Here is an 18817-nt window from a genome sequence, read left to right on the forward strand (position 1 = left end):
ATAGCCTCGCATGCGTAAAGTCAATCAAAGGAGATCAAATGACTGCGCCGGAAGCAACGGACTTTTCCCAAATCGCAGAACGGGCGCTCATTCGGGCGCGCAAATGGGCAGACGGATCAACCAAATACCCGATTGATCCGGCCGCAAAGCTCCTTGCCGATGTCCTTGAAGATGAGGGCGGCCTTGACTACACCGTTTCGTTTGTCGATGGCGTTGTGAGGCCCGAAGATCAGCAGGTAGCGGCAGACCACCTTGCTGAAACCGGTAAGAAGAACCCGGATTTCCTCCCTTGGTACCTGCGCACCCCCGCCCTCATCGGTGGAACCGTAGGCAAGTTTGTTCCAGAGGTTTCCGTGCCGGCCGCACGACGCGTATTCCGCCAGCTAGTAGGCGACCTCGTTGTTGATGTAACCGACGACAAACTCGGCCCCGCAATCCAGCGTCTCAAAGCAGGCGGCGCCTCGCTGAACGTAAACCTACTTGGTGAGGCCGTTCTGGGGGACAAGGAGGCCGCGAAGCGTCTAGCCGACACCAAGCGCTTGCTTGAGCGCGATGACATCGACTACGTTTCACTGAAAGTTTCAGCCGTAACCGGTCCGCACAACCCGTGGGGTTACGACGACGTTGTAGATCACGCGTTCACCGAACTGCTCCCTCTGTACAGGTACGCCGCCGCGCACCCTGCCCGCAAGTTCATCAACCTGGACATGGAAGAGTACCGCGACCTGCACCTCACCATTGACGTGTTCAAGCGCCTGCTCGAGCAGCCGGAAATGAAGAACTACTCGGCAGGCATCGTGCTACAGGCCTACCTGCCAGACACACTCAACGCCATGAAGGACCTGCAAGCGTGGGCAGCAAAGCGCGTTGAAAATGGTGGGGCGCCCATCAAGGTGCGCGTGGTGAAAGGCGCGAACCTTGCCATGGAGCGCGTTGACGCCGCTATGCGGGGATGGGAACTAACCACCTGGGAATCTAAGCAGGCCACCGATGCGAACTATCTGCGCATCCTCAACTGGGCGATGACCCCCGAGCACCTCCAAAACGTCAAGCTCGGCGTTGCCGGACACAATTTGTTCACCATTGCAGCGGCTTGGGAGCTCGCCCTCGAGCGCGGCGTGCAAGACCAGATTGAAATCGAAATGCTCTCGGGCATGGCCACCCAGCAGGCTTCAGCCGTCCGCGAGGACGTAGGTAACCTACTGCTGTACGTGCCGGTTGTAAGCCCGGACGAGTATGACGTGGCAATCTCTTACCTGGTGCGCCGCTTGGAGGAAAACTCGGCGGATGAAAACTTCATGGCCTCCATCTTCGATATCGGCACCGACCCCGGTGCATTCGATAAGGAGAAGAAACGCTTCCTCGCCGCCGTTGAGCAGATGGAGCGCGAAGGTGACCGCCGCGTGGGTGCGAACCGCCACCAGGACCGCAGCACGGAAACGGCCGCAGACATTGCGAAGCCCGTAACCACTCCCGCGGGAGGTTGGACGTTCAAGAACACGCCGGACTCCGACCCCTCGCTGCCGGAGAACCTGCAGTGGGCACGTGACATCACTGCCCGCATCAAGGACTCCAAGCTCGGTAATGAAACTATCGAAGCCGCGGTAATCGACACTGAAGACGCACTGAATGAAATGCTCGATCGGGCGGTCGAAGGAGGCCGCGAATGGGCGGCACGCAGCGCTAAGGAACGTTCCGACCTCCTCCACAAGGTCGGTGTGGAACTGGGTAAGCGTCGCGGTGAACTCATCGAGGTGGTTGCATCCGAACTCGGTAAATCGCTTCAGCAGGCAGACGTCGAAGTTTCTGAAGCTATCGACTTTGCCCATTACTATGCAGAGCGCGCCCTTGACCTTGAGAATCTCCAGGGTGCCAAGTTCGAACCGGTAGATGTCACCCTTGTGACTCCGCCGTGGAACTTCCCCATCGCTATCCCCGCGGGCGGCACGATCGCGGCGCTCGCGGCCGGATCTGCAGCCATCTTGAAGCCGGCCTCGCTTGCTCGTCGCACCGGCGCAGTGTTGGCCGAATGTATCTGGGCTGCAGGCATCCCTGAAACCGCGTGCATTCTCGCCTCCGTTGGTGAACGCCAGCTGGGCCGCGAGCTAGTAACCGATAAGCGCGTTGGCCGCGTCGTTCTGACCGGCGGTGTGGAAACGGCAGAAATGTTCCGCTCTTGGGATCCCACCTTGCGCATCATGGCGGAGACCTCAGGTAAGAACGCCATCGTGATCACTCCGTCAGCCGATCTTGACCTCGCTGTGAAGGACGTGATCGACTCCGCGTTCGGTCACGCAGGCCAGAAGTGCTCGGCAGCCTCGTATGTGGTTCTCGTGGGATCAACCGGCTTTTCCAAGCGCGTGCGCAATCAGTTGGTCGACGCCGCGAGGTCTTTGCACATCGGTTGGGGAGACGACCTATCGGCAGAAATGGGGCCACTGTCGTCCGAGCCTGGAGAGAAGCTCCTGGCCGGCCTCACCACCCTAGATGAAGGGCAAAAGTGGGTGCTTAAGCCGCGTCGCCTTGATGACACGAACAGGCTGTGGAGCCCCGGCGTGCGCGTGGGCGTTGAGCCGGGATCTGAGTATCACATGGTCGAATACTTCGGCCCGATCCTTGGCGTAATGTGCGTTGACACTCTTGAAGAGGCCATTGAAGCTCAGAACATGGTGGACTTTGGCCTCACCGCTGGTCTGCACTCGCTTGACCCCGATGAGATCAACTACTGGCTCAACAACGTAGAGGCCGGCAACGTGTACGTTAACCGCGGTATTACCGGCGCAATCGTGCAGCGCCAGCCGTTTGGCGGATGGAAGCGCTCCGCGGTGGGCGAAACCACCAAGGCGGGAGGCCCGAACTACCTGTACGGATTTGGCGATATCAAACCCGTTGAGCCGGCCGCCGAGGGCGAGCGTGACGCCGCCTATCCGCCGGCTGTTGAACACGAAGCCAACGTGAAGGCACCGCAGCTACGCGAGCTCCTAGAATCTGCAAAGCGCCTGCTGTCAGAAGAGGATTACGCGCGCCTCGCGATTGCCGTCGAGTCCGACCAGCATGCCATCGACACCGAGTTTGGCCGGTTGCATGACCCGTCGAAGGTCGGCGTGGAACGCAACATCTTGCGCTACCTGCCCGTTGGCGCTCAGATTCGCGTGGGCAAGGACGCCTCTCTCTACGAGGTGTTCCGCGCGGTCTCCGCAGGTATCGCCCTGGGGGAGATCGTGAAGGTGGATCCGGATGACGAGACCTCGTTTATCCGCGAACTTCCGGCCGGAGCATACACGGGCATGGACCTCACGGTGTCAACAGAAACGTTCCTCCCAACCGATCCGTCAATCATGCTGGGCAATCTTGGCGTTGACATCCTCGTTGAAAACAAGCGCCAGTTTGCTGAGCGCGTTCAAGCTGAGGTGGAAGTGGGCGAGAATCTTGATATTCGCATCCGTATGATTGGCGAGGACGGCGACGAGCTGCGCCGCGCAGTAGACGGATCGATTGACGTTGCCATTTGGGATGGGCCAGTCACTACGTGCGGTCGCGTGGAGATTCTGCCGTTCGTGCGCGAGCAGGCAGTCTCGATCACGAATCACCGGTTCGGCAACAAGACTCCGCTCTCAACCCAGGTGTTGGTGTAGTAGGCGCTAGGAGTTTGGGCGGCTACCTCTTGGGGCGGTCGCCCAAACTCTTGCTCTGGCATAAAATCAGACGCTTATAGCGTGTACCAAACCGTCGAGTTTGGCGCGGCCTCCTCGCTAGAAACTTGGGCGGGAGTGACCTCATTGGTAGACAGCAAGATGCGTGCGCCCGCGGGTAGTGCGACGGCCTCATCAAACGCCATAACAATGTGCACGTCAGAGCGCCCAGGAAGCCTTGACACGTAGTGCAAATCGGCCTCCTGCGCGTCCAGAAGCTCGGCCCGGCCAAGTCCTAGATCTTCACGCAGGCGATACATTTTCTTGAAGAAGTTCAGGGATGAGGACGCCTCGGCTTTCTGCACGTCCACGGCAAGTGTTTTCCAACTTGCTGGCTGGGGGAGCCACGTGGAGCCGCTGGGAGAGAACCCAAAGCCTGGGGCGTTTGCTTCCCACGGCAGGGGCACGCGGCAGCCGTCACGGCCGGCTTCGCGACCCTGGGTGCGGTAGAAGGCGGGGTCCTCGCGCAGCTCGTCGGGCACGGCCATGTGTTCGGGTAGTGACAATTCTTCGCCCTGGTAGATGTACATGGAGCCGGGCAGTGCTGCTTGAAGGGCATGAGCGGCAAGGGCGCGGCGCCGCCCTAGTTCCGCGTCCGGTTGCTCTTCAAATGGGCGGATGCCGTTAGGTCCCTTACCAGTCGTGGATAGTCCAAAACGGGAGGCGGCACGCACCACGTCGTGGTTTGACAGCACCCAGGTGGTTGGCGCGCCCACAGTGTCCATCTCTTGCAAAGAGTGGGCTATCACCCGACGGTAAGATTCGGCGTCCACAGGTGAAGTGAGGAAGTCGAAGTTGAACGCCTGGTTCATCTCATCCGCTCGTACGTAGAGCTTCGCGTCCTCGGGTCTGTTTAGCCACGCCTCGGCAACTAGCGCCCGGTCGCCTTCGTACTCGTCCAGCACCTGCCGCCATTCGCGGTAGATGTCGTGTACGCCCGGCTGGTTCCACTGGGGAGGTTCGGGAACATCCTCGGGTAGCATGTTGCCGCCCGAAACCATGTCCCAGTGGTACTGGTAGTTTGGTAGATCAGGATCTTTTACGAGGCCGTGTGCCACATCTACGCGAAATCCGTCCACTCCTAGGTCCAACCAGAACCGCAGGACACTGCAAAACTCTTCGCGCACCCGCGAGTTGTCCCAGTTGAGGTCCGGCTGGGAGGAATCGAAGAGGTGCAAATACCACGATTCGTCGTTCTCCCAAGCAGAGCCGGGAGCGTCCGCACGATCTTTCACGCGCGTCCACGCCTTCCCACCAAAAACGGAAAGCCAGTCGTTGGGCACTTGAGAGCTCTCGCGGAACCAATATAGGTCACGCTCTGGCGCGTCCGGTCCGTCCGCAAGAGCCTTTTGGAACCATTCGTGTTGGTCCGAAGTGTGGTTAGGCACGAGGTCTACGATTACGCGAAGTCCAAGCTCGTGGGCCCGCGCAATTAGGACGCGAGCGTTGTCCAAGTTTCCAAATAGTGGGTCAATGGATCGGTAATCGGATACGTCGTAGCCGCCATCTTTTTGTGGGGACGCGTAGAAAGGGGAAATCCAGATAGCGTTGGCGCCTAGATTCGCAATGTGGTCAAGGCGCGAAGTGATTCCGGCGAGGTCTCCAATCGGCCCGGAGCTGGAAGCAAAGGAGCGTGGATAAATCTGGTAGATGACGGCCTCGCGCCACCATTCGCGTGAGGTGTTTGCCGGGTGAAGAATCTGCATGGTCCACGGGGCCCTATTCGTTTATGAGGATGTGGCCTGCTTGGCCGGAGCGGTGGTTTCACGTACCACCAGTTCTGGTTTGAACGTTGTGAGAGTCATTTCGTTGGGCGTTTGTTTGATACGAGAGACGAGGGTGGCTACCGCTGCCTCGCTGATGGCGCGCACGGGTTGGCGAACGGTTGTAAGCGCGGGGGATAGGAATGGCATCATTGCGGAGTCGTCAAAGCCGATGATAGAGACGTCCTCGGGAACGCTCATACCCTGGTCGACGATGTAGCGCATGGTTCCAAGCGCCATGATGTCCGAGGTGCAGATGATCGCGGTCGCACCTTGATCGAGGACGGCCTTGGCTGCTACCTGCCCGCCCTCTACGGTGAAGAGCGTTTCGGAATGGATAGGTGCGCAGTCGGGTAGCATTTGTTCCACGCATTCGAGGTAGCGTTCGAACTTGATCTGCGCCGGACTGAATCGTAGCGGGCCGGAAACAAACCCGATGTGTTTGTGTCCTAGGCCTACCAGGTGACGCATGGCCTGAGTAATGGCGTCCGCGTCGTCGGTGGAGAAGTCGGGAGCATCGATCTTGGCGTTGGCTCCATTGATTGTGACGAACGGGATGTGACCTTCGATCAGGTTTTGATAGCGCTGCGTGTTTGCTGTGAGGTCGGCGTGCAGGCCGGAAACAAATACCAGGCCGGCAACGCCTTGACTCATGATGCCTTCTACGAGGGAATCCTCGGTTGAGCCGGCCGCAAACTGGGTTCCAAACAGCGGGGTGTAGCCCTGCCGGAGCATTTCGGTGGATAGGTGTTGCACGAACTGCGGGAAAATGGGGTTGGTGAGCTCTGGAACGATCAGACCGATGAGTCCGCCGGAGCGGGCTCGCAGCTTTTCTGGGCGTTCATATCCGAGGAGGTCTAGGGCGCGAAGAACGGCCTGGCGAGTATCTTCGGCAACCTCTGATTTTCCGTTGAGCACTCTTGAGACCGTTGCGGCGGATACGCCGGCTTGCTGCGCAAGGTCAGATAAGCGCAGTCGCTCAGCCATTGCCACTCCTTTGTAGGCTGCTCTTACATCATGTTTGAAAATGGTCTGCAAATATTTGCACGTTACATAAAACACTACATGAGGTGCGGTAAAAATGAGAATAGTTCAATCTGTTCGTCTAGAAATCCGCCTATTCGCCCCTCTTTATAACCATTTGATTGCAATTCCTTACAGGAATCTCTGAAAACCCTTGCAAATACCTGAAAGCTCGTTACAATCAGGAGTGTCTAGATCGCTTGTGTGACAATGACGAACACAGTTTTAGGTTGAATCTCAAGGAGAAAAAATGCGAAGGGGCATTGCACTAGCAACAATTGGCGCTCTGTCTGTTCTTGGGCTTTCCGCATGTGGCGGCGGCTCAGGTACCACAGAGGTAGAGACCGATGGGTCAGCGGCAGAGTCCACCGGCCAAGGTCTAACCGTTTGGGTTGACGCCAACCGCGAAGCCGCGTTTAAGAAGGCTGCGGAAGCATACAAGAGCGCTACTGGTAACAACGTTGAGCTGGTTGTTAAGGATAACGACCAGATGCGCACCGAGTTTTCCACGCAGGTTCCAACCGGTCAGGGCCCGGACATTGCGTTTGGTGCTAACGACTGGATCGGCGAGTTCGTGAACAACGGCCTCGTAGCTCCCGTTGAGCTTGGCGACAAGGCGGGGGACTTCTCGGAAGGTTCCGTTGCAGCATTCACATTTGACGGCCAGGTTTACGGCGTTCCTTATGCGGTTGAGAACCTTGCAATCATTCGCAATGCCGACCTCGTTGACGCAACGCCTGCCACATTTGACGAAATGATTGAAAAGGGCAAGGCTGCGGGCACCGAGTACCCGTTCGTCATCCAGGTTGGTGACGAGGGCGACCCGTACACCATGTACCCGTTCGAGTCCTCCTTCACCGGCCCGGTGTTTGAGCAGAACGCTGACGGTTCCTACACTTCGAACCTCTCCATTGGTGGTGCGGAGGGTGAAGCCTTCGCTAAGTGGCTGCAGGAAAAGGGTAATGAGGGCGTCATTAGCCCCTCCATTTCTTACGACGTTGCTGTTGATGCGTTCAAGAACGGCAAGGTGCCTTATATTCTGGGTGGCCCGTGGATGCTCGCCGACTTTGAGGGCATGAACATCGCGGTTGATCCGATTCCGTCTGCAGGCCCGAACAAGGGTGTCCCGTTCCTCGGCGTACAGGGTGGCTTCATCTCGGCTAAGTCCGAAAATGCTCTGCTGGCTAACGATTTCCTCGTTAACTACGTGGGTTCGCAGGAAGTTCAGGACGAACTGTTCGCAATCGGTAACCGCCTTCCGGCTCTGACTGCTTCGGCTGACAAGGCTGCGGCTGATCCGCTAATGGCTGGCTTCCGGGCAGCATCTGAGGGTGGCTACCCAATGCCGAACATCCCAGAAATGGGTGCTGTGTGGAACTTCTGGGGCAAGACCGAAGCTCAGATCCTGAACGGCTCCGATCCGGCTGAGACCTGGAACAAGATGATTTCTGACATCCAGGCCGAGCTCGACAAGTAGTTCACTTAAAAAGGTGCGGCTGATTATTCCGGCCGCACCTTTTTAATAACAGGAACCGATGCTGATATGTCGCAAATGTTGAAAGAAACCGACGCAACACGTCGGAGGAAAGAGCGCCGCGCTGAACGCCGTAAGCGTGATTCTGTGGCTACCTCTTGGGGGCCGGGCTCCATTGTGAAGCTCATCCTCATGGCGCTTGTTAACGCGCTTGGCATTTACATTGCCGCAACCGCATTGAGTGGCGGATCCATGGTGCTCGGCATCGGAATGCTGCTCTTGCTTGTTGCCGTTGATTGGATCTACTTCTCCAAGCGAGACAGTCTTATTCCCGCGAAGTACTTGGCTCCCGGTCTCGTCTTCCTAATCATCTTCCAAGCGTTCACGATCGTTTACACCGGCTACATTGCGTTTACTAACTACGGTCACGGTCATATCCTCACGAAGGAAGCGGCAATCGAGTCGATCCTTCTGCAAAACAACACGAAACGTGTGGAGGGATCCCCCGAATACCCGCTCGCCATTGTGGAGCAGGGTAACGAACTAGGTTTTGCGGTTTTCGATGGGAACCAAGTGAAGGTTGGTAGCGCCGAGCAGCCGCTTGAGAAGGTGGGTGCGAAGGTCTCCAACGGGCGCATTACCGAGGTTGATGGGTGGAAGGTGCTTTCCGTCGCAGAACTGGGTGCGCGCCAAAGTGAGGTAACGCAGCTTCGAGTGCCTTTATCTGAAGACGTGAATGAGGGTGCAATCGGTACCCAAAACGGTATGACGGGCTTCCAGTTCACTTCGACCATTCAGTATGACCAGCAGACTGACACGATGGTGAACACGGATAACGGTACTGTTTACAAGGCCGATGACACGGTGGGTTCGTTCATTTCAGAGGACGGCAGCGCCCTGGGCGTTGGCTGGCGTGTTGGCGTTGGGTTTAAGAACTTCGTCGACGGGTTCTCGGGTGCACGTTACGCGCAGCCGTTCCTCAACGCGTTGGTATGGAACGTGATCTTCGCGTTCATGTCCGTGGTGACTACCTTCTTGCTGGGCATGTTCCTCGCGATTGTGATGAACGATGATCGCATGCGTGGGCGCAAGGTTTACCGAACCATCATGTTGCTTCCGTACGCTTTCCCCTCGTTTATGACCGCGTTCTTGTTTGCGGGCATGATGAACGAAAAGTACGGCTTCTTCAACCAGTTGCTTGGAGCTTCCATCCCGTGGCTCACCGATCCAACGATGGCCAAGGTTTCGGTGCTCCTGGTGAACCTGTGGATGGGCTTCCCCTACATGTTCCTGATTGTTACGGGCGCACTCCAGTCGATTCCTCACGACCTTATTGAGGCCGCAGAGATCGACGGTGCGAGCTCGATGGAAGTGTGGCGCCACGTGACGCTCCCGCAGCTCATGATTGCCCTCACTCCGTTGCTTATTTCATCGTTCGCGTTCAACTTCAACAACTTCAACCTGATTTACATGTTGAATGGCGGCGGCCCGGCAATGTCGGATGCTTCCGTCCCGGTTGGGCATACGGACATTTTGATTTCGATGGTTTACAAGATTGCTGGCCTAACTGGCGAGGCACTTCCAAACTACGGTCTGGCCGCAGCCATGTCGCTGGTTATCTTCCTGATCGTTGGCGCAGTGTCCATGTACTCCTTTAAGAAGTCGAATGCCATGGAAGGAGTGGCGTGATGAGCGTTCAAACAGTTACTGCAAGTGCGAAGCCAGCTGCAACGCAGAATCGGATGCCGTTTGGCAAGTGGTTCCGCGGTATTGGTTTCCGTCACGTCGTGGGTGTCCTCGCAGCGATCTACGCGGCTTTCCCCATTCTGTACGTGATTTCGGCGGCTTTTAACCCGAACGTTAAGACAACGCTCACGGGTGCAAACTCGCTGTTCTCATCGGTTTCAACCGAGAACTTCACGGAGCTGTCCGACACGATGTTCTGGACCTGGTTTGGCAACACGATCATCATCGGCGTGGCCACCTCGATCGGAACCGTACTGATGGGTGCCGCGGCAGCCTACGCGTTTTCGCGCTACCGCTTCTCTGGTCGCAAGCTTTCGCTTCAAGCCTTGCTGATCATCCAGATGTTCCCGCAGCTGCTGACCTTCGTAGCTATCTTCCTGCTTCTAACCACACTGGGTGAGGTCATTCCGGCGCTCGGTATTAACTCGAAGATGGCGCTGATCTGCGTGTACTGGGGCGGTGCGCTAGGCGCGAACACGTTCCTCATGTACGGCTTCTTCAACTCGATCCCGATTGATCTAGACGAGGCCGCGAAGATTGATGGAGCCTCCCACGCCCAGGTTTACTGGACCATTGTTCTACCACTGGTCATTCCGATCCTCGCGGTTGTAGGCCTGCTGTCCTTCATCTTGGCGTTCAATGATTTCGTGCTTGCGCGCACGATCTTGACCTCGCAAGAGAACTGGACGCTGGCGATCGGCATGAACATTTGGGTTGGTGGCAATGAGAAGAACTGGGATTGGTTTGCATCCGGCGCGGTGATTGCGGCTATCCCAATCTTGCTTCTATTCCTGTTCTTGCAAAAGTACATTGTTGCCGGTTTGACCGGTGGCGCTGTGAAGGGCTAGAAGTCTCCTGATGGTGGGGCGCTCGCTTGGTTGAGCGCCCCGCCATTTTTGTGCCGAGTCGTATGTGAGGACGAGGCGGGCTAGGTGCAGGGGGATCCGTCCTCAAATGTGGGACGAAGTGTGAGCAAAGTATCGTCCCTGCCGCACTTCACGTAGACTCTGGGAGGTAGAAGCTCCATTCTGCTCAAGGCAAAAGCCTTGAAAAAACGAGTTGCGCGAGGGGTAGGACCTCGCATGGAGGGTAAAAATGCCAGCGGTAATAGTCGTCGGAACGCAGTGGGGCGACGAGGGCAAAGGCAAAGCAACCGACCAGCTAGGCTCTGGTGTTGACCTGGTTGTTAAGTTCAATGGCGGAAACAACGCGGGCCACACTGTAGTGGTTGATGGAGAGAAGTACGCGCTTCACCTCCTTCCCGCAGGTATCCTCACCGAGGGCGTAACGCCGATCATTGGCAACGGCGTGGTGGTGGACCTTGAGGTCCTGTTCCAAGAGATCGATGAGCTGGCTAGTCGCGGCCGGGACACTTCTCGCCTGCGCATTTCCTCGAACGCGCACATCATTCCCTCGTATAACCGCCTAATGGATCGCACTACCGAGAAGTTCCTTGGCAAGCGTCAGATCGGCACTACGGGCCGCGGCATTGGCCCAACCTACGCGGACAAGATGAATCGCATCGGTCTACGTGTGCAAGATCTATTTGACGAGTCGATTTTGCGTCAGAAGGTCGAGGGGGCGCTCGCGAACAAGAATCATCTGCTGGTGAAGGTCTTCAACAAGCGTCCTGTTGATGTTGACGAGGTGGTGGCGGAGCTACTGTCTTACGCTGATCGCGTTCGTCCGATGGTTGTGGACGCCTCCCTGCTGGTTAATGATGCGCTGGATGAGGGCAAGACAGTGCTGTTTGAGGCGGGTCAGGCAACGATGCTGGACATCGACCACGGCACCTACCCGTTTGTGACGTCCTCGAATGCCACCGCGGGTGGTGCGTGTACGGGCGCCGGCGTGGGGCCCACGCGCATCACTTCGGTGGTTGGTGTGACGAAGGCTTACACGACGCGCGTTGGTGAAGGCCCCTTCCCCACGGAGCTTTTCGGTGACGAGGGCGACGAGCTGCGCGCTCGCGGCGGTGAGTTTGGCGTGACCACGGGCCGGCCTCGCCGCACCGGATGGTTTGATGCCGTGGTGGGCCGCTACGCGACCCGCGTGAACGGTTTGACGGATCTGGTTGTGACTAAGCTGGATGTCCTCACAGGGTATGAGCAGATTCCTATCTGTGTTGCGTACGAGGTGGACGGCAAACGCATGGATGAGATGCCTATGAATCAGTCCGACTTCCACCACGCGAAGCCCATCTACGAGTACATGCCCGGCTGGAGTGACGACATTACGGGCGTGCGCAAGTTCGAAGATCTGCCGACTAATGCACAGCGTTACATCGAGCGGCTTGAGGAGCTTTCTCGCGTGCGCGTGTCTGTGATCGGGGTGGGCCCGAGCCGTGATGCGGCGATTGTTCGTCACGACCTCGCGGCGAAGTAAAACCAAATAGGTAAAACTGCCTTTGCTTTTACGCCGGTCCCTTTGGGCCGGCGTAAATCGTCTTAGGCGCATTTGCAGACCGGCAAAAACCGCCATATTGCACAAATATGCGTTTGTGTATGGCTATTTCGGACATATTTGGCTCGTCCAGAACGTGCAAAGTCTTGTTAAATAAGCCATAATTAGAGGCAGTGGCCAAGACCCCTAAAAGGGGTCTAGTCGATACCTTTGGGTGCATACGGCACCCAGGAAATACAACGCCCAGGAGGCTTAGGTATGACCGTAACGATTGAGGATATCAAGTCGGCTGCCCCGGCTAATGTTCCCGAAGAAGTTATCAAGTGGGTTGCTGAGATCGCTGAGCTCACCACCCCGAAGTCAGTTTATTTCTGTGACGGATCCGAGGAAGAGTGGGATCGTCTCACTTCCGAGATGGTTGAGTCCGGAATGTTCACGAAGCTGAACGAGGAGAAGCGCCCGAACTCTTTCCTTGCTCGCTCCAAGCCGTCTGACGTGGCTCGCGTTGAGTCCCGTACCTTCATTTGCTCCGAAAAGGAAGAGGATGCAGGCCCGACCAACAATTGGGCTGATCCGAAGGAGATGAAGGAGACCCTGAAGCGCGTATTCACCGGTGCTATGAAGGGTCGCACCCTTTACGTAGTTCCGTTCTCGATGGGCCCGATCGGTGGCCCGATCTCCCAGCTGGGTATTGAGCTTACGGACTCCCCGTACGTTGTTGTCAGCATGCGCATCATGACTCGCATGGGCAAGGCTGCTATGGACCTCATTGCTGAAGGCAAGACTTGGGTTCCGGCTGTTCACTCCGTTGGCGTTCCGTTAGAGGACGGCGAGAAGGGCGACTCCTGGCCGTGCAACGACGAGAAGTACATCACCCACTTCCCGGAGACCAACGAGATTTGGTCCTTCGGCTCGGGCTACGGCGGTAACGCACTGCTCGGCAAGAAGTGCTACGCCCTGCGTATTGCTTCGACCATGGCACGCCGTGACGGCTGGATGGCTGAGCACATGCTCATCCTGCGCCTCACCCGCGAAGAGACCGGCAAGCAGTACCACATCACCGCGGCATTCCCGTCGGCATGTGGTAAGACCAACCTCGCTATGCTTCAGCCGACCATTGACGGCTACAAGGTTGAGACCGTTGGCGACGACATCGCTTGGATGCGCCCCGGTCCGGATGGCACGCTCCGCGCCATCAACCCGGAGGCAGGCTTCTTCGGTGTTGCACCGGGCACGTCTTACAAGACGAACCCGATGGCTATGGACACCATGCGCGCGAACACCATCTTCACGAACGTTGCACTGACCGATGACGGCGACGTCTGGTGGGAGGGCATCGACGGTGACGTTCCCGCACACCTGATTGACTGGCACGGCAATGACTGGACGCCGGAGAGCGGCGAAAAGGCTGCTCACCCGAACTCGCGTTTCGCAACGCCTGCTTCGCAGTGCCCGATCATCTGCCCCGACTGGGAAGCTCCTGAGGGCGTTCCGGTAGACGCAGTCCTCTTCGGTGGCCGCCGCGCTTCCAACGTTCCGTTGGTTGCCGAGCAGTTCTCGCCGGAGCACGGTGTGTTCATCGGCGCAACGGTTGCTTCCGAGCAGACCGCTGCTGCTGAGGGCGCTGTTGGCTCGCTTCGTCACGATCCGTTCGCAATGCTCCCGTTCTGTGGCTACAACATGGCTGACTACTGGGGCCACTGGATCAAGATGCAGAAGGAGCTTGGCGACAAGTTCCCGAAGGTATACCAGGTCAACTGGTTCCGTAAGGACAAGGACGGCAACTTCATGTGGCCGGGCTTCGGTGACAACGCTCGCGTTCTCGACTGGATCGTTCGCCGTCGTGCGGGAGAGGTCGACGCGATTGAGGGTCTCACCGGCTACTACCCGAAGTTCGAGGACTTCAACCTCGAGGGCCTCGACATCGACGAGAACGTTTGGGCACAGCTGTTTGAGACCGATCCGGTAGCTTGGGAAGCTGAGCTTGCTGACACGGAGAAGTACTTCGAGCAGTTCGGCGACAAGGTTCCTGCACCGGTCGTTGAGGAGCTCAAGAAGTTCCACGCTCGTATTGAAGCTGCTAAGTAATCCAACTTAGTTAAACGGGGGTCTGCGCTTTGCGCGGGCCCCCGCTCGCTTTTGCGTGCAATCGAGGCCGTCTTTTGGGCGTCTACGCATTTCAGTTTCAAAAATTGGCAGAATGGAAGAGTATTGCACCGCAACAATAAGGGTGAAACCATGAACATCTTGCTGCTTGGATCCGGAGGCCGCGAACACGCGCTGGCGCTCGGACTCGCACGTAACAACACCTTGTTTATTGCTCCCGGAAATCCTGGTACTAGACGCGTTGGTAGCAACGTGTCGATAAACCCGAATGATCCGGCTGAAGTTACGAAGTGGGCAACCAGTAACGGCGTTGACCTTGTGGTGATCGGTCCAGAAGCGCCCCTCGTTGCGGGTGTGGCAGACGCGGTGCGAGCGACGGGCCTGCCTGTTTTTGGACCTTCGCAGGCGGCAGCGATGCTGGAAGGGTCCAAGGCATTTGCCAAAGATGTGATGGAAAGTGCAGGTGTTGATACTGCTGCATCGGTAGCATGCAAGACAATGAGCGAGGTCCAGGCCGCGCTGTCTCGCTTCGAGCCTCCGTACGTGGTGAAGAACGACGGGCTGGCAGCCGGCAAGGGAGTTATCGTCACTCCTGATATTGATGCTGCTCTAACGCACGCGCGAGGTTGCCTGGAAACACCCGGGGGAGCGCTACTGGTAGAAGAGTTCATGGACGGCCCCGAGGTGTCCCTATTTTGCGTGACTGACGGCAAGACGGTGGTGCCACTTTTGCCCGCACAGGATTTCAAACGCGCCCTCGACAATGATGAAGGTCCAAACACGGGTGGAATGGGAGCCTATTGCCCACTTCCATGGCTACCGGAAGGCTTTGCTGATGAGGTTGTCGCAAAGGTAGCGCAGCCGGTGGTTGACGAGATGGCTAGCAGAGGCACGCCTTTTGCAGGCCTGATGTATTGCGGCTTGGTGATTACTAGCCGCGGCACACGCGTTATAGAGTTCAACGCGCGCTTTGGTGACCCTGAAACGCAGGTGGTGCTCTCCCTACTTGAAACGGATCTAGCTCAGCTACTGTTTGCCGCTGCAACCGGCACTTTGGCTGACTTGGAACCACTGCGATGGAGTGGGGCCGCCGGGGTAGGCGTGGTTGTGAGCGCCGAAAACTATCCGGCAACGCCTGTGCTTGGCGATCTCGTAGAAGGAATAGAAGAGGTGGAATCGGATCTGAACACGCGCGTTTACATCGCGGGCGTAAGTGAGGGCGAGGACGGCCTTGTAACGAGTGGTGGCCGCGTGCTCATGGTCAGCGCCACGGACAATACGATCGCGCAGGCCCGCGAACGCGCGTACGAGGGAGTAGCTAAGATCTCGATCCGAGGTTCACACCACCGCACCGACATTGCTGCTCGCGCCGAGCAGATCCGTATTCCCAGCTGAACTTAGGTGCCAAAGCGTGTAGGCGGTAGGCTAAATGAGTTCAGGGAAAGGCAGCGCCTTTATGACATGGAATGGCTCTGGTGAGCAGGGCGAAAATGCAGATAACGCTTCGCGTAGCTTAGATAGGTTGTTGCGCGAGACGCGGCGCCGGCTCTACGCGGCGGCAGCAAGTGCAGATGCCGAGGTGTTTGGGGAAGTCCAGGCGCTTCCAAACTCTGAGGTTGAGGCTATGGAGCGACGCTTGCGTGGAGGCCTGCGTTCGGCTGAGCTTGACCACCGCCGGGCAGTGGCTCGCCTTGCCAGCCCCGAAACCCCCTTGCCGTTTGCTGATGCGGCCTCGGAATTTGAATCTCCTGGCCGTATCAGTGGTCGGATTGGTACTCAGTATTCGCCAGAAGCGAGCGTGGATGAGGGGGAGCGTTCACAGCTAATGGGTGCGAGCCTTAGCAAGCTGGGGCTTTCCGAACTGGGGTTCACAAAGGGTTTGCCGGTGGGTGAACTGCCGCGTTTCAGTGTGAAACCGGGCCAGGCAGTGGTGGTGATTGGCCAAAATGGTCGGCCCGAGGATGCTCTGGACGTGGCAAGCCGCCTGGGTGCGCGCATGAGAGCCCCCTATGAGATTGTTTTGGCGGGTGCGCGAACGGTGAATCCCGGATCGGGACCGCGCGCTCGTTCGGCTGAGGAATTCGCGCAGATTCGTGAGGAAAATCCGGACGCGGTAGTAATCCTCTCGGTAGTTAATTCGTCCGTGGAATCGCATCAGCGCAACGCGGCTCGCATTATTTCGTCAACCGAGTTTGCTGCCGTGTGGGCGGTTGTAGATGTGCGATCCGACATGGCTAATGTGACGCGGGCGGTTAATGATCTGCCGGGCGAGGTTGAAGCTAGCATGATCGCTCTAACTCATGTTTGGGAGGCGGCAAAGCCCGGCCAGGTGCTCGAATGCGGAATCCCTGTGGGCCTAATAGATGGGGCTCCGGCGTCAACAGCATTGTGGTCGCTTGTTGCAGATGACGCGTATATTCGGATGGTTTCTAAGAACAAGGAGCAGTAGTGCAAAACATCGCGGGATTCAAACACGTTTCGTCGGGAAAGGTTCGCGACCTTTACGTAAGTGAAGCCGATGAGAATCAGCTTCTTGTTGTTGCATCTGACCGCATTAGCGCTTATGACTACGTGCTGTCCACACCGATCCCGGACAAGGGCAAGATCTTAACGCAGCTTTCCGCATGGTGGTTTGAGCAGTTGGGCTTTGACAATCACATGATTTCTATGGACGTGCCGGCAGAGGTTGCTGGCCGTGGCATGCTCTGTGAGCGTCTGACCATGTTCCCTGTGGAGTGCGTTGCGCGCGGATACCTGACCGGCTCGGGTCTCGCTGAATATCGCGAAACTGGTGAAGTCACGGGGATTGTGCTTCCCGAAGGGCTTACCGAGGCCTCCAAACTCCCTTCGCCAATCTTCACTCCGGCCGCTAAGGCGGAACTTGGTGAGCATGACGAGAATGTTCCGTTTGAGCGGGTTGTGGAGATGGTTGGCGAGGACGTGGCGGCAGCGCTACGCGACGCCACGCTGATGATTTACTCGCGTGCAGCCGAGATTGCGGCGGAGCGTGGCATCATTTTGGCTGATACGAAGTTTGAGTTTGGTGCGCGTGAGGATGGCTCCCTGGTGCTTGCAGACGAGGTACTCACCCCGGATTCGTCCCGTTTTTGGCCGGCAGGCCAATGGGTGGAGGGCCGGGTGACTCCATCGTTTGATAAACAGTACGTGCGTGATTGGCTAACGTCCGAAGCTTCGGGTTGGGATCGCGCGAGCGGTGCGCAGCCTCCAGCATTGCCAAGCGAAGTGGTGGAACGAACGCGTGAGCGTTACATCGAAGCATTTGAGTTGCTGACCGGCACCAAGTTCAACGAGTAGAGCTCCCAAGAACAAAGAAGTGGCTCCGTGGGCCTTCTAGGCGGCGGAGCCACTTTTTATTCTAATTACTAGATTTTGCCGCAAAACCTGGCCGCTTCAAAATAGCGTCCAAATACCGCCCGCCCCCTGTTTTTCAAGGGCGGCGCTTGTAGCATTAATTTGTAAGTCAACCGCTTCGACTTACGTCGGGAAGGAAGAAGTGATGGGACGCATCAAAGTCGAAATTCTGCCAAAATTCGAGATTCTGGATCGTCAGGGTAAGGCCGTGATTGCCGCGCTTGCGCGCGTCGATGTCACGGCCTTTAAATCTGTCCGTCAGGGGAAGACGTTCTACCTTGAAACTGAAGGCCCTGTTACCGAAGCTGATCTGGAAGTTGCACGTGAAGTTGCAACTTCTGTTTTGTCTAATCCAAATATTGAGGACGTCGTGAGCGTTGAGGCGTTGGAGGACGAGCGGTGAAGGTTGGTGTTGTAACTTTCCCGGGCACGCTCGACTCGGCGGCCACAATTCGTGCCGTTGAGCTTGCGGGCGGGCAGCCGGTAGCTCTTTGGCATGAGGATAGCGACCTGCACGGCGTGGACGCCGTGATTTTGCCGGGCGGCGCAACTTATGGAGATTACGTTCGTCCCGGTGGCCTCGCCACGCTATCACCCATCATGACCGCGATTGCGGCGGCCGCCGAGCAGGGGCTACCCGTCCTCGGTATTGGAAATGGGTTCCAAATTCTTTGCGAATCGGGCATTTTGCCGGGCGGTTTTGTAAGGAATGAGGACGGCCGTTACATCTGCCGCGATGAGTCGTTCAAGGTAAACGCAGATTCCGCGTGGACGTCCAAGTATGAGCAGGGCGAGGAAATTAGGCTTCCGCTACGCACAGCGACGGCTCTTTACGTTGCTTCTGATGAGGCTCTCAAAGAGCTGGAAGAGAAGAACTTGGTTGTGCTCCGTTTTGCCCACAATCCAACTGGTTCTGCCGCTGATATTGCGGGTATTCGCAGCGAGGCGGGGAATGTGGTTGGTGTAATCGCAAGCCCTGAGAACGCGGTTGAGGCCGGTTTCGGTCCAGAAACTGAGGCCGGACCGGCGGCCGGCACGGATGGATTACGGATTTTCACCTCGATTATCGCTAAGTAGCCCAATCTCAAAGAGTTACACGCGAGGGATTCAAGTCGAGAAGATTTTGCTTCTGTAAGGCTGTGAAAAACTCGCTTCCTTAACAACTTCAAACCCTGGTTATCCACAGGTTCGTGGAAACCTTGAAAATTCAATACACAGATGTGGACAACTTGGTGGAT

General features: G+C 57.3%; 13 protein-coding genes. 11 read left to right on the plus strand and 2 right to left on the minus strand.

The window, feature by feature from the left end; genetic code table 11:
• Positions 1-38: 38 nt before the first annotated feature.
• Positions 39-3635, plus strand: coding sequence for a proline dehydrogenase family protein (locus BQ7114_RS08015; protein WP_072344194.1), 3597 nt, complete (start codon positions 39-41; stop codon positions 3633-3635).
• Positions 3636-3709: 74 nt separating this feature from the next.
• Here BQ7114_RS08015 and BQ7114_RS08020 read toward each other — a convergent pair whose 3' ends face one another.
• Together BQ7114_RS08020 and BQ7114_RS08025 are read right to left on the minus strand one after the other, a co-directional pair.
• Positions 3710-5398 (minus strand): glycoside hydrolase family 13 protein, encoded by a 1689-nt coding sequence (locus BQ7114_RS08020; protein WP_072344197.1) that lies wholly within the window; start codon positions 5396-5398, stop codon positions 3710-3712.
• Positions 5399-5419: 21 nt separating this feature from the next.
• Complete coding sequence (locus BQ7114_RS08025) at positions 5420-6442, minus strand: LacI family DNA-binding transcriptional regulator (RefSeq protein ID WP_072344200.1); 1023 nt, start codon at positions 6440-6442, stop codon at positions 5420-5422.
• A 286-nt stretch (positions 6443-6728) separates the two neighbouring features.
• On the opposite strand from BQ7114_RS08025, the gene BQ7114_RS08030 reads away from it, so the two are divergent.
• From BQ7114_RS08030 to purQ, 10 genes are all read left to right on the plus strand, one after another.
• A complete protein-coding gene (locus BQ7114_RS08030) occupies positions 6729-7955 on the plus strand; it encodes a sugar ABC transporter substrate-binding protein (RefSeq protein WP_072344203.1) in 1227 nt (408 codons plus the stop codon).
• Positions 7956-8021: 66 nt separating this feature from the next.
• Positions 8022-9641: an ABC transporter permease subunit gene (locus BQ7114_RS08035; protein ID WP_083431803.1), complete on the plus strand. Its 1620-nt coding sequence runs from the start codon at positions 8022-8024 to the stop codon at positions 9639-9641.
• On the plus strand, positions 9641-10546 hold the full coding sequence (locus BQ7114_RS08040; protein ID WP_072344206.1) for a sugar ABC transporter permease: 906 nt from the start codon (positions 9641-9643) through the stop codon (positions 10544-10546). The genes BQ7114_RS08035 and BQ7114_RS08040 overlap by 1 nt, the downstream gene beginning before the upstream one ends.
• 247 nt (positions 10547-10793) lie before the next feature.
• The gene (locus tag BQ7114_RS08045) at positions 10794-12083 is read left to right on the plus strand and encodes an adenylosuccinate synthase (RefSeq protein WP_072344209.1); all 1290 of its coding nucleotides are present in this window, start codon (positions 10794-10796) and stop codon (positions 12081-12083) included.
• Positions 12084-12359: 276 nt separating this feature from the next.
• Positions 12360-14189 (plus strand): phosphoenolpyruvate carboxykinase (GTP), encoded by a 1830-nt coding sequence (locus BQ7114_RS08050; RefSeq protein ID WP_072344212.1) that lies wholly within the window; start codon positions 12360-12362, stop codon positions 14187-14189.
• A gap of 150 nt (positions 14190-14339) precedes the next feature.
• The gene (gene purD / locus BQ7114_RS08055; protein ID WP_072345038.1) at positions 14340-15602 is read left to right on the plus strand and encodes a phosphoribosylamine--glycine ligase; all 1263 of its coding nucleotides are present in this window, start codon (positions 14340-14342) and stop codon (positions 15600-15602) included.
• 34 nt (positions 15603-15636) lie between these two features.
• Positions 15637-16656: a hypothetical protein gene (locus tag BQ7114_RS08060; RefSeq protein WP_143236838.1), complete on the plus strand. Its 1020-nt coding sequence runs from the start codon at positions 15637-15639 to the stop codon at positions 16654-16656.
• Positions 16656-17522, plus strand: coding sequence for a phosphoribosylaminoimidazolesuccinocarboxamide synthase (locus BQ7114_RS08065; RefSeq protein ID WP_072344217.1), 867 nt, complete (start codon positions 16656-16658; stop codon positions 17520-17522). The genes BQ7114_RS08060 and BQ7114_RS08065 overlap by 1 nt, the downstream gene beginning before the upstream one ends.
• A 202-nt stretch (positions 17523-17724) precedes the next feature.
• The gene (locus tag BQ7114_RS08070) at positions 17725-17982 is read left to right on the plus strand and encodes a phosphoribosylformylglycinamidine synthase subunit PurS (RefSeq protein WP_034508853.1); all 258 of its coding nucleotides are present in this window, start codon (positions 17725-17727) and stop codon (positions 17980-17982) included.
• Positions 17979-18656, plus strand: a complete 678-nt coding sequence (gene purQ, locus BQ7114_RS08075; protein ID WP_072344220.1) for a phosphoribosylformylglycinamidine synthase subunit PurQ — start codon at positions 17979-17981, stop codon at positions 18654-18656. The genes BQ7114_RS08070 and purQ overlap by 4 nt, the downstream gene beginning before the upstream one ends.
• Positions 18657-18817 lie beyond the last annotated feature (161 nt).

The organism is Actinomyces urinae (assembly GCF_900119695.1).
Classification (GTDB): domain Bacteria; phylum Actinomycetota; class Actinomycetes; order Actinomycetales; family Actinomycetaceae; genus Gleimia; species Gleimia urinae.